13 protein-coding genes are annotated in these 10,975 nt (G+C 66.9%); 5 read left to right on the forward strand and 8 right to left on the reverse strand.

Annotation, left to right across the window (positions count from 1 at the left end):
• The first annotated feature begins 12 nt into the window (after positions 1-12).
• Positions 13-492 carry a flavodoxin gene (locus V3B64_RS00240; protein WP_329913561.1) on the forward strand — a complete coding sequence of 160 codons (480 nt, stop codon included), beginning with the start codon at positions 13-15 and terminating at the stop codon, positions 490-492.
• Entirely contained in the window at positions 464-790 is a 327-nt protein-coding gene (locus V3B64_RS00245) for a thioredoxin family protein (protein ID WP_005409967.1), read from the forward strand. Before V3B64_RS00240 ends, V3B64_RS00245 begins: the two co-directional genes overlap by 29 nt.
• 322 nt (positions 791-1,112) lie before the next feature.
• Here V3B64_RS00245 and V3B64_RS00250 read toward each other — a convergent pair whose 3' ends face one another.
• The gene (locus V3B64_RS00250; RefSeq protein WP_329913311.1) at positions 1,113-2,444 is read right to left on the reverse strand and encodes an Nramp family divalent metal transporter; all 1,332 of its coding nucleotides are present in this window, start codon (positions 2,442-2,444) and stop codon (positions 1,113-1,115) included.
• Between the two features lie 116 nt (positions 2,445-2,560).
• Here V3B64_RS00250 and mntR point away from each other — a divergent pair, with 116 nt between their 5' ends.
• Complete coding sequence (mntR, locus tag V3B64_RS00255; RefSeq protein WP_014037494.1) at positions 2,561-3,031, forward strand: manganese-binding transcriptional regulator MntR; 471 nt, start codon at positions 2,561-2,563, stop codon at positions 3,029-3,031.
• Positions 3,032-3,099: 68 nt separating this feature from the next.
• On the opposite strand, the gene V3B64_RS00260 is transcribed toward mntR, so the two are convergent.
• From V3B64_RS00260 to fabR, 4 genes are all read right to left on the reverse strand, one after another.
• Entirely contained in the window at positions 3,100-3,660 is a 561-nt protein-coding gene (locus V3B64_RS00260; RefSeq protein ID WP_121503495.1) for a thioredoxin-like domain-containing protein, read from the reverse strand.
• Positions 3,650-5,809, reverse strand: a complete 2,160-nt coding sequence (locus tag V3B64_RS00265; RefSeq protein ID WP_329913312.1) for a TonB-dependent receptor — start codon at positions 5,807-5,809, stop codon at positions 3,650-3,652. Before V3B64_RS00265 ends, V3B64_RS00260 begins: the two co-directional genes overlap by 11 nt.
• 259 nt (positions 5,810-6,068) lie before the next feature.
• On the reverse strand, positions 6,069-6,194 hold the full coding sequence (locus tag V3B64_RS00270; protein WP_239669041.1) for an autotransporter outer membrane beta-barrel domain-containing protein: 126 nt from the start codon (positions 6,192-6,194) through the stop codon (positions 6,069-6,071).
• Between the two features lie 76 nt (positions 6,195-6,270).
• A complete protein-coding gene (fabR, locus tag V3B64_RS00275) occupies positions 6,271-6,927 on the reverse strand; it encodes an HTH-type transcriptional repressor FabR (protein ID WP_005409961.1) in 657 nt (218 codons plus the stop codon).
• Positions 6,928-7,019: 92 nt separating this feature from the next.
• On the opposite strand from fabR, the gene V3B64_RS00280 reads away from it, so the two are divergent.
• The gene (locus tag V3B64_RS00280) at positions 7,020-8,090 is read left to right on the forward strand and encodes a ferredoxin reductase (RefSeq protein WP_329913313.1); all 1,071 of its coding nucleotides are present in this window, start codon (positions 7,020-7,022) and stop codon (positions 8,088-8,090) included.
• 11 nt (positions 8,091-8,101) lie between these two features.
• Positions 8,102-9,250 carry an acyl-CoA desaturase gene (locus V3B64_RS00285; protein ID WP_024957648.1) on the forward strand — a complete coding sequence of 383 codons (1,149 nt, stop codon included), beginning with the start codon at positions 8,102-8,104 and terminating at the stop codon, positions 9,248-9,250.
• Positions 9,251-9,255: 5 nt separating this feature from the next.
• Here the strand turns inward: V3B64_RS00285 and V3B64_RS00290 are convergent, their stop codons facing one another.
• From V3B64_RS00290 to V3B64_RS00300, 3 genes are read right to left on the reverse strand one after another with little or no spacing between them, the layout of a single operon-like run.
• A complete protein-coding gene (locus tag V3B64_RS00290; protein ID WP_329913314.1) occupies positions 9,256-9,591 on the reverse strand; it encodes a tetratricopeptide repeat protein in 336 nt (111 codons plus the stop codon).
• Complete coding sequence (locus V3B64_RS00295) at positions 9,591-10,166, reverse strand: flavin reductase family protein (RefSeq protein WP_033833194.1); 576 nt, start codon at positions 10,164-10,166, stop codon at positions 9,591-9,593. Before V3B64_RS00295 ends, V3B64_RS00290 begins: the two co-directional genes overlap by 1 nt.
• The gene (locus V3B64_RS00300) at positions 10,163-10,792 is read right to left on the reverse strand and encodes a superoxide dismutase (RefSeq protein ID WP_049462787.1); all 630 of its coding nucleotides are present in this window, start codon (positions 10,790-10,792) and stop codon (positions 10,163-10,165) included. Before V3B64_RS00300 ends, V3B64_RS00295 begins: the two co-directional genes overlap by 4 nt.
• Positions 10,793-10,975 lie beyond the last annotated feature (183 nt).

Below are 10,975 nucleotides of genomic sequence, written 5' to 3' on the forward strand. Positions count from 1 at the left end.
CCCAGCGAAGCGCTGAGCATCCTGCTGGTGGTGGCCTCGTTGAGTGGCAACACCCGCGAGCTCGGCCGGCAGATTGCCGAGCGTTGCCGCGCAGCGGGCCATGCGGTGCACTGGCAGGAGGCCGACGACCCGCGCCAGGCGCCGCCTCTGGCCGCCGATGAGGCCGACCTGGTGCTGCTGGGCTGCTGGACCGACAACGCCGGCCGCACGCCGGCGGAGATGAAGGCGTGGGTGGCCGGTATTACGGAGCGCGGCGAGCGGCCACGGCAGCTGGCGGTGTTCGGTACCGGCGAAACGCAGTGGGGGCAGGATTACTACTGCGGCGCCGTGCACCGGCTGATCCGCTACTTCCGCAGCGACTACCCGCCGCTGGAGATCGAACAGATGCCGCATGGCGTTCGCCATGCCGCGGCCATCGAGGCCTGGACCGACGCGGTCCTGGCCCATTACTGGAGCAACACCGATGCAGATCATCGACGCCACCACGCCTGAGCAGTTCCAGCAGCTGCTGGCCGAACATCCGCGGGTACTGGTGGATTTCCACAAGGACCAGTGCCCGGGGTGCCGGATGCTGGAAATGTCGCTGCACCGCGTGGCCAACAGCGTGGCGGGGCAGGGCACCACCTTGCTGCGCGTGCAGCTGGAGGTACTGGGCGAGGCCTTCTTCAGGGAACTGGGGCTGCGGCAGACGCCGACGCTCTCGCTGTTCCGTGACGGCGACGAACGCACCCGCCTGGCCGGGTTCCAGTCGCCGCAGCAGATTGAAGCCGCCATTGCGCTGCATCTGTAGAGTCGAGCCATGCTCGACTGCTGTTCGCGCGGTGATGGAATGAGTTGAGCATGGCTCGACTCTACAACGGCACCCACACATGGCGTGGATCTGCTGGCGGGATTTGCTTTCTGTAGAGTCGAGCCATGCTCGACTGCTGTTCGTGCGGTGATGGAATGAGTCGAGCATGGCTCGACTCTACAAAGGCACCCACGCGTGGCGCGGATCTGCTGGCGGGATTTGCTTTCTGTAGAGTCGAGCCATGCTCGACTGCTGTTCGCGCGGTGATGGAATGAGTCGAGCATGGCTCGACTCTAAAAAGGCATCCGCGCATGGCGTGGATCTACTGGGCGCTGAAGGTATCCACCAGCAGCTTCACGTTCAACGCCACGATCACGAGTGCGATCACCCAGGCGATGCCGCCCAGCCAGCGCGGGGCCACCAGCGCGCCCATCGTCACCTTGTCGGTCACGATCCGCACCAGCGGGATGATCGCGAACGGCAGCTGCATCGACAGCACCACCTGGCTCAGCACCAGCAGCTTTACCGCGCCCTGGTCGCCAAACAGCATGATCACCACCACCACCGGAATGATCGCCAGTGCGCGCGTGATCAGCCGACGCAGCCACGGCGGCAGGCGGAGGTGCAGGAAGCCTTCCATCACGATCTGGCCGGCCAGCGTCGCGGTCACCGTCGAATTCAGGCCGGAGGCCAGCAGCGCGATCGCAAATAGTGTCGCCGCTGCGCCCACGCCCAGCATTGGTGCCAGCAGCTGGTGCGCCTGTTCGATGTCTTCCACATCAAATCGGCCATTGGCATGGAACACGGCCGCCGCCAGGATCAGGATGCTGGCGTTAATGAACAGTGCCAGGGTCAGTGCAAGGGTGCTGTCGGTCACTGCCCAGCGCAGCGCGCTGCGTCGGCCTTCATCGGTGCGCGGGTAGGCACGGGTCTGCACGATGGACGAGTGCAGATAGAGATTGTGCGGCATCACCGTGGCGCCAATGATGCCGATGGCGATGTACAGCGCGTGCGGATCGGTCACCACCTGCGCGCGCGGGATGAACCCGCCAAGCACTTCCATCACCGGCGGTGCAGCCAGCGCGATCTGCACCACGAAGCAGCCGAAGATCACCATCAGCAATGCGATCACGAAGGCTTCCAGCGCACGGAAACCGCGGTTCATCAGCAGCAGCACCAGCAGCGTGTCCAGCGCGGTGATCACCGCGCCCCACAGCAACGGCAGGTCGAACAGCAGCTTCAGCGCGATCGCGGTGCCGATCACCTCGGCCAGGTCGCAGGCGATGATCGCCGCCTCGCACAGCGCCCATAACGCCAGGTTCACCGGCTTCGGGTAGCGGGCACGGCAGGCCTGCGCCAGGTCCATGCCGGTAGCGATGCCGAGCCGCGCCGACAGCGCCTGCAGGATCACCGCCATCAGGTTGGAGATGAGGATGACCGACAGCAGCAGGTAACCGAAGCGCGAACCACCGGCGAGGTCGGTGGCCCAGTTGCCCGGGTCCATGTAGCCGACCGAAATCATGTAGCCCGGGCCGAGGAAGGCCAGCAGGCGGAACCACCAGTGGCCCTTGTCGGGCACCGCCACCGAGGCGTTGAGCGCACCCAGGCTGGCCGGAGTGGAGGCCGAAGGGTCGCGGGGTGCCAGGGTGTTCATGGCTCCGAATATAGCTCCTGCTATAGTCATTAGCAATGTGAAACAATCGTCTTTATCGCGTTACTGGTCCAGAATTCAGGTTCAACACCGGAGCAACCGGAAGGACAGGCGCAGGCGTGGGCAAGACCGACGATTCGACATCGCTGAAAAGCACCCCCTTGATCGAGGCCGAGCGCCAGGTCGAGAGCTTCCGGCAAGTGCGCGAGGCGCACCGGATGGAGCTGGTGGAGGACTATGTCGAGCTGATCTCGGACCTGCTGGCCGACGGCGGCGAGGCCCGCCAGGTCGACATCGCCACCCGCCTGGGCGTGGCCCAGCCCACCGTGGCGAAGATGCTGCGGCGGCTGGCCCGTGACGGTTGGGTGGTGCAGCGGCCCTACCGCGGTGTGTTCCTGACCCCGGAAGGCGAGGCGCTGGCCCATGCCAGCCGCCAGCGCCACCAGACGGTGGAGCGTTTCCTGCTGGCGCTGGGTGTGGACCCGGATACCGCACGGCGCGATGCCGAGGGTATCGAGCATCACGTAAGCGAACAGACGTTGGCGTTGTTCGAGGCGTTCGTGCGCAAGGCCGAGGGCGGGGCGCCGTAACGGTAGCGCCGGGCCATGCCCGGCGGCCGTAAGGCTGCGTCAAGCAATTCGCCGGGCATGGCCCGGCGCTACAGCGCTTGGATGCCGGCGTTGGGACAATGGGCCTGCTGCTGCGCGCACGCCCGTTTCGTCCATTCCTTCAACACGGGCTGCAGGCCTTCGTAACGCCGGCCTTGCCAACCATTGGCCAGCACCTTGCCGTCAGCATCGATCAGCACCAGATTCGGCGGTGCCAGCCCAGCCAGCGCCTGCAGTGCCGGCATGCGCGCGGCGCGGCGCGGGTCCAGCACCGGCCACGGCATCTCCTGCGCGTGCATGTAGCGGCGCAGCGCGGCCTCGCTCTCATCCAGGCTGACGTACACCACTTCGGTATCGGCGCCGGCCTCGCGCAATGCGTCACGCACGCTGCGCAGTGTGGGTACGAAGGCATGGCAGGGCGCGCACCAGTCGGCGCCGAAGTACAACGCCACCAGCTTCGGTGGCGATGACCACTGCATCGGCCGCAGCGAGCGCTGTTCCGGCCGCATCAGCGAGGCCGAGACCTGCGCGTGCAGGTCCGCAGCCATCGCCGGAGCGGCCAGCAACACGGCACAGGCCAGCAACAACGCTCGTAGTGGCTTAGAACGCATAGCGCAGGTTGACGTACCACGAGCGCGCGAAGCGCGGCCCATAGACATAGTCGCTGTCACGCAGCGCACCCACTTCCAGATCCTTCTGACGCTGGTCGAACACGTTCTTGACGCCTGCGGCCACCGACACTTCCTGCTGCGCCTGAGCGCCCAGATGGCGGTGCCAGCGCGCACCCAGATCGGTCACCAGGAATGAACGCGTGCGATGCAGTTCGCCCAGCCGGTTGTTCAGCACCGACATCGGGCCGGTGTGGCGCAGCGCGACGAAGGTCTCCCACGGCTCGGCGGGCATCCAGCTGAGCTGGGTCAGGCCGGTCCAGCGTGGGGTCTTCAGATAGTCGCGGCTTTCGATCACGGTGTCGCCGCCGTCGCCGGTGTCGTCGAAGATGCGCTGCGGTTCGCGGAAACGCGAGCGGTACCACGAGGCACCCGCGGTCAAGCGCCACTGCGGCGACGGCTGCCAGCCGAGGTTGGTTTCCGCGCCCAGCACATTGGAACCGGACGCGTTGTAGCGCAGCTGGCTGAGCTGGCCGTCATCGCCGCGCTGGATCTCGCCCAGTGCGAAGGTGTCGCGGATGCGCGCATACGAGGCGGTGGCATCCCAGCTCCACACCGGATTGGCCGGGTCCGAGCGCCAGTCGAAGCCGAACAGGGTGGTCAACGCGCGCTCTTCCTTCAGGCCGTCGGTGTTGCGCACGCGCACCTGTTCGCCACCCAGCGTATCGACATGCACATCCTCGACGAAGATTTCCGGTGCACGGAAGCCGGTGGCAACGCCTGCCCGCCACTTCAGGTTGGGCGTGGCCTGCCAGGCCAGCGCGATGCGCGGCGAGAACACCGCGCTGTCCAGTTCCGAGCTCTTGTCCACGCGCGCTCCCAGCACCAGGTCGACGTTGTCGCGCAGGCTCCACTCGTCCTGGATGAAGGCACCGAGGTTGTGGAAGGTGGCATCTTCCAGCACCGCCAGCCGCTGGCCGTCACCGGTGCGGTTGTCGTCGCGCAGCGCCTCGTGCTTGTACTGCACGCCGAAGGCCAGCGCGTGCGCACCCAACCGCCAGTTCAACTGGCTGTCGATGTAGTGCAGCGGATTGTGGGTGCGGCCGTACTGGCGCCACGACCGCGAGGCCGCGCTGCCGGCCACGTTCGGGTCCAGCTGCGACGGGTCATAGCCCGGCGCCGACGGATCGGTGACCACGTCGCCCAGGCCGCCATAGAAGCTGTCACGGTCGATGTCGGCGAAGGCATAGGCCAGGCGGAAATCGACGTCGGCATTGATCTCCTGATCCCACGACACGCTGCCTCGGCGGTACTTCGTATCCAGCGATTCGGCGATGTTGGCCAGGTATTCGGGCTGGTCCAGGCGGTTGCCGCCGCGGCGGGTTTCATCGGTCACCTGCAGGTCCAGGCGCAGCCGTGTGCCCGGTGTGGGCGCATACCAGGCCTGCAGTCCGCCGACCTTGAGGTTCTTGCGAGTGATCTCGGTGTAGCCGTCAGCGTTGTAGTCGATGCCGCTGTTCCAGTTGCGCTGGGCAATCACCGACAGCCCGGCGTCGGCGTCCTTGGCCACCAGGTCGAGGCGCACGTCGGCGTTCTTCTGCGGTGTGCCTTTCAGCACATCCACGCCGGCCTGCACATGGCCACCGCTGCGCGCCGGCAGCGGGGGAATCAGGTTGATCACACCGGCCACCGCGCCCGGCCCATAGAGTGCCGAGCCGCCGCCCTTGACCACTTCGATGCGGTCGACGAAGCCGGCCGGAATCTGTTCCAGCCCGTACACGCTGCCCAGCGTGGACAGCAGCGGGATGCCATCGAACAACAGCTGGTTGTAGGCGCCGGGCAGGCCCAGCAGCTGTACCTCGCTGGTGTTGCAGTTCTGACAGTTGCTTTCCACGCGCAGGCCGTTGATCAGCTCTGCGGCACGCGAGAAGTCAGTGGCCGCGCGCAGCGCGATGTCTTCCTTGCGCAGCACTTCGGTGCGGATCGGCACATCGGACAGCAGGCGTTCGCTGCGGGTGGCAGTGCTGACCTTGACCTGCACACGGTCCAGCTCGGTCGGCTTTGGTGTGGCTGCCAGCACGGGCAACGGCAGGGTCAGGGCGATGGCGGCAGCCAGAGGCAGCCGGCGGGAAAGGGGTCTGGAAACGGGCATGAAGGCGTCGTCCTTGGGAGAGGAAAGGCGGCGAGGGCGACCTGGCTGACGCATATGAAAGCAGAGGGTCATAGATATAGCAACGGCTATATAAATAAGTCCGTGCAATCACGAAGCCGGAAGCAGGATCAGAACATCGCGGACGACAGTGTTATAACATTACAAATCAACGCCAGAACCCTGCCGGATGTCATGCCCGGCAGGGTGCGATCGAAATCGAGGAACGCCGCCCCGGTCTGGCCCCGGGGCGGCGAGGGGCTTACCAGGCGGCGCGCAGGCCGACCTGGGCACCGTGGTTGCGATAGCCGCTGTCGCCACGCTGCACACGCAGGTCACCCCATGCGCTCCAGCGCTGGCCCAGCTGCAGCTGGGCACCGGCCTGCACTGCGTGGCGGGCTTCATGGAGCTGGGGCGGGTCAGAGCCCTTTCCTCTGGAAAGGGGTCCGACCCAGGGACCTCGATCAGCCGCGGCGGAACGCGGCGGGGGTACGCGCGCCGACGATGATCATGCGGATCATCGTGGAGATCTGTTCGACCAGCTCCGGATCCTTCTCCGGCGGCAGGTCCATGGCGGTGGCACCCATCGCGAACACCAGCCGGGTGATGGCCTTGGCCACCAGTTCCGGGGCATGCAGTACGGCGCCATCCAGTGCGGCCAGGCGCACCAGGTCGTGCTGCAGCTCTTCCTCGAAATAGTGCAGCTCGCGTTCGACCGCGTGCTTGAAGTCGTCCGAGCCGACCGCGCCCTCGCGCAGCAGCACGTGCAGCAGCTTGTCGTCGGCGCGCAGCTGTTCCATGAAGGTCTCCACCGAGACCCGCACCACGCTGGTGGCGGTGGAGGTGGCGCGCTGCCGGGCCTCGCCGATGATGGTGCGCAGCGAGCGGCCGGCCGCATCGATCAGCGCCACGGCCAGTTCGTCCATGTCGCGGAACTGCCGGTAGAAGCTGTTCGGCGCGATGCCAGCCTCACGCGCCACTTCGCGCAGGCTGAGCGTGGACAGGCTGCGGTGCGGCCCGATCAGTTTCAGGGCAGCAGCCAGCAGATCCTCGCGACTCACCGTACGGCGGGCCGGGCTGTTGGCATCTTCGGGCGTCGACAAGGCGGTGGCGGCGGCCATGGGGGTTCCGGTGGGGCGAGGCTGAATCATACCCAATCCGGTTCAATATACACATGTATACACAGGTGTATGTGCGCCCGTATAGTGCGCCCATGAGCGCTGTCGTCCGTCCGTCCCTGTTCTCTCCGTACCGCTGGGTCTCGCCGTCGCTGTTCGATTTCTGGGCGGGCCAGCTCAATCCCCTGTGGACACTGCGCGAGCCGGTGGCCCGCCTGGTCCGGCGCGAGCCGGCCGGCGAGGGCGCGGCGACCCTGGTCCTGCGCACCAACCGGCACTGGGCCGGTATGCGTGCCGGCCAGCACGTCACCCTCGGCGTCGAGATTGAAGGACGCCTGTGGCAGCGCAGCTACAGCCCGACCGCACTCGGTCGGCGCGAGCTGGCGATCACCGTCAAGGCGATCGACGGCGGCCGGGTCAGCCAGCATCTGGTCAACCATGCGCAGCCGGGCGAACTGTTCCGTCTCGATGCCGCTTTCGGCGAATTCCATATGCCGGCCGCGGCGCCGGTGCTGCTGCTGGCGGCCGGCAGTGGCATCACGCCGATGCGCAGCCTGCTGCGCGAGGCCTGCCAGCGCCCGCTGGCGGCGCCGGTGGACCTGTTCTACTGGGAACGCACCGCCGCCCACCTGCAGTTCCGTGATGAACTGCAGGCGCTGGCCGCAGCGAACCCGAACCTGCGCGTGCACCTGCTGACCACCCGCGAAGGCGAAGCACCGGCCGCGCGTATCGATACCCACGATCTGCAGGTGGCCGGCGATGACACGCCGTTGGCGCAGCGCCATGTGCTGGCCTGCGGCCCGGATGGCTTCGTTGCCGCCGCGCGCGAGCGTCTGGCGCACCAGGTGGCCGGTTTCCAGGCCGAAGCCTTCACACCGCCGGTGCCGCTGCGCGATGCCAGCAGCGAAGGTGAGGTGTCGCTGACGCTTGCGCGCAGTGGCCGCCAATTGAGCGTGCCGCGTGGCCGCTCGCTGCTGGAAAGCCTCGAAGCCCACGGCATCAAGCCCAAACACGGCTGCCGCATGGGTATCTGCAACAGCTGCAGCTGTGACCGCGTCAGTGGCGCCACCCGCCACCTGCGCACCGGCGACCTGCAGTCCGAATCGGCACAGCCGGTGCGGATCTGCGTGAGCGCACCGACCACCGACCTGACCCTGGATCTCTGAGGACGCCTGCCATGACCCGCGCTACCGACCGTGCCCTGAGTACTGCCGAGATGCATGCCTTCGGTGAGGAACTCGACGCGATCCGCGACCGTGTGATCGGCAGCCTCGGCGCCTCCGATACCCGCTACATCCGCCGCGTGGCCGCCGCCGTACGCTGGTTTGGCGTGGGTGGCCGTGGCCTGCTGTTCCTGGCGGCGTTCTCGCCACTGTTCTGGATGCCGCTGCTGTGGCCGGCCGCGATCACCGGCACGCTGCTGCTGGCGCTCTCGAAGATCCTTGAGAACATGGAGCTGGGCCACAACGTCATGCACGGCCAGTTCGACTGGACCGGCGACCCCAAGCTCAACGGCAACACCTACGAGTGGGACATCGTTGCCACCGCCGACAACTGGCGCAAGACCCACAATTTCCGCCACCACACCTACACCAACGTGCGTGGCATGGACGATGACATCGGCTACGGCCTGCTGCGCATCTTCCCGGAACAGCGCTGGAAGCCGTTCTACCTGCTGCAGCCGATCATCGCGCCGATCTTCGCGCTGCTGTTCCAGTGGGGCGTGGCCGCGCAGGACCTGCGCCTGGGCCGTTGGCTGAAGGGCCGCATCAGTGGCCGTGCAATGTGGATGCAGACCCGCCCGGTGGCGCGAAAAATGGCCCGTCAGGTGCTGAAGGACTACGTGTTCTTCCCGCTGCTGGCCGGCCCGTTCTTCCTCACGGTGATGCTGGGCAACCTGGTCGCCAACGGCCTGCGCAACATCTGGACCTATGTGATCATCTTCTGCGGCCACTTCACCGCTGAGTCGGAAACCTTCCCGAAGGAGTGCCTGCGCAATGAGTCGCGCGGTCACTGGTACCTGCGCCAGCTGCGCGGTTCGTCGAACATCAGTGGCGGTTTCCTGATCAACGTGCTGTCGGGCAACCTCAGCCACCAGATCGAGCACCACTTCTATCCGGACCTGCCGGCCAACCGCTATGCGGCCATCGCCAAGGAAGTGAAGGACATCTGCCGCCGCTACGGCCAGCACTACAACAACGGCTCGCTGCCGCGCCAGTTCGGCCAGGTGGTCTGGCGCATCCTGCGCCACGCGTTCCCGAGCAAGCCGCGCCGCCTGCCGATGTCGGACATCATGTCCGCACCGGCATCGGCCAACGCGGGCTGATCGACTCAGCCCGCTTTCGCCAGATCCGCCTGCTCGCGGTCCAGGCGTCGCAGGAACACCTGCATTTCCTTGCGTGCCTGCTGGTCGCCCTTGCTGCCGGCCACGCTCAGCCCGCGTTGCCACGCTTCGCGCGCCGCCTGCGGCTGGCCACTGGCCAGCCAGGCCTTGCCCAGCAGCTTCCACGCCGCCGAATACTGCGGATCAAGGACCACGCAACGGCCCAGATGGGTCGCTGCGCGCACCGGGTTGCCGGCATCCAGCCAGCCCTTGCCCAGGCCGAAGCGCAGCAGCGCGCCGTCCTTGCCGCTGGCCAGCATGCATTCCAGAGTCTCGATGTTCATCAGCGCACCTCCACCAGCAGCTCGGCCGGTCCCGGCTGGAAGCGGCCGCGATGGAACAGCAGCGGCGCGCCTCCGTTCTCGTGCACTTCGATGATGCGGCCGGCCAGCAGCAGGTGATCGCCGACCGGCCACTGCGCGTGGCGGGTACAGGTGAGGTGCGCTACCGCACCGGCGATGCGCGGTGGGGCGTCCTCGTCGTCATCCAGCAATGCCAGACCGTCGAAGCGGTTGCGTACCTGCGGATCGGCAAAGCGCCGGGCCAGTGCTTCCTGGTCGGCCGCCAGCACGCTGATCGCAAAGCGGGTGGCGCGCTGGAAGGTGGAGAGACTCTGCGCGTGCAACGCCAGGTTCCACAGCACCAGTGGCGGCTGCAATGACACCGGCACAAACGAATTGATGGTCAGGCCGATGGGCTTGCCCTGCGCATCGCGCGCGCAGACGATGGCCACGCCGGTAGGAAAGTGGCCGAGCAGCCGCCGCAGGGCACGCGGCGGCATCTCGACCGACGGCACCGGGGCCGGGGCGGGGAAGACCCCCGCCCACGGCCCGGCGTACGGCAGTGTCTCGCCGCTCATGAGGCCCGGGCCTGGCGGTAGCGCCGGCCGACCTCGGCCCAGTTGATGATGTTGAAGAACGCACCGATGTAGTCCGGGCGGCGGTTCTGGTAGTGCAGGTAGTAGGCGTGTTCCCAGACGTCCAGTGCGAGGATCGGGGTATTGCCGGACAGGCCGACCGTTGCACCCATCAACGGGCTGTCCTGGTTGGCGCTGCTTTCAACCTTCAGGCGGCCGTCGCGATCGCTGGTCAGCCAGGCCCAGCCACTGCCGAAGCGGGTCTGCGCGGCCTTGGTGAAGGCCTCCTTGAAGGCATCGAAGCCACCCAGATCGCGGTCGATGGCGGCGGCCAGCTCATCATCGGGCGTGCCGCCGTTGGCGCTGAGCACGGTCCAGAACAGGCTGTGGTTGGCGTGGCCACCGCCGTTGTTGCGGACTGCGCCACGCTGCGCCTCGGGCACTGCATCGAGGTTGGCGATCAGCGCCTCGACCGGCTGCTCGGCGATGCCGGCCTGCTCGATGGCGGCATTGAGGTTGTTGACGTAGGTCTGGTGGTGCTTGCTGTGATGGATTTCCATCGTGCGCGCATCGAAATGCGGCTCAAGGGCGTCATAGGCATAGGGGAGCGGGGGAAGCGAGTACGACATCGAAGCAATCTCCGTGGGGAAGGCCAGAGGGGGCTGGCCGTGGGGAGACTGTTATCGCACCTCAACATTGGTTGAGGTCAATAGATCAAGAGGTCAAGACGGAGGCATGGTAGTGGCGGGCGCGGGGGGGGCCCCCCCCCCGGGGGGGGTTGGGGGCCGCCGCCGCCGCCACCAGGCCCCCGC

This window comes from Stenotrophomonas sp. SMYL86, from assembly GCF_036320025.1.
In the GTDB taxonomy this organism is placed as follows: domain Bacteria; phylum Pseudomonadota; class Gammaproteobacteria; order Xanthomonadales; family Xanthomonadaceae; genus Stenotrophomonas; species Stenotrophomonas maltophilia_A.

Coding starts and splice junctions, on each gene's coding strand:
- V3B64_RS00245 (WP_005409967.1), top strand. CDS start 464: ATGCAGATCATCGACGCCACCACGCCTGAGCAGTTCCAGCAGCTGCTG.
- V3B64_RS00250 (WP_329913311.1), bottom strand. CDS start 2,444: ATGAACACCCTGGCACCCCGCGACCCTTCGGCCTCCACTCCGGCCAGC.
- V3B64_RS00260 (WP_121503495.1), bottom strand. CDS start 3,660: ATGCGTTCTAAGCCACTACGAGCGTTGTTGCTGGCCTGTGCCGTGTTG.
- V3B64_RS00265 (WP_329913312.1), bottom strand. CDS start 5,809: ATGCCCGTTTCCAGACCCCTTTCCCGCCGGCTGCCTCTGGCTGCCGCC.
- fabR (WP_005409961.1), bottom strand. CDS start 6,927: ATGGCCGCCGCCACCGCCTTGTCGACGCCCGAAGATGCCAACAGCCCG.
- V3B64_RS00280 (WP_329913313.1), top strand. CDS start 7,020: ATGAGCGCTGTCGTCCGTCCGTCCCTGTTCTCTCCGTACCGCTGGGTC.
- V3B64_RS00285 (WP_024957648.1), top strand. CDS start 8,102: ATGACCCGCGCTACCGACCGTGCCCTGAGTACTGCCGAGATGCATGCC.
- V3B64_RS00290 (WP_329913314.1), bottom strand. CDS start 9,591: ATGAACATCGAGACTCTGGAATGCATGCTGGCCAGCGGCAAGGACGGC.
- V3B64_RS00295 (WP_033833194.1), bottom strand. CDS start 10,166: ATGAGCGGCGAGACACTGCCGTACGCCGGGCCGTGGGCGGGGGTCTTC.
- V3B64_RS00300 (WP_049462787.1), bottom strand. CDS start 10,792: ATGTCGTACTCGCTTCCCCCGCTCCCCTATGCCTATGACGCCCTTGAG.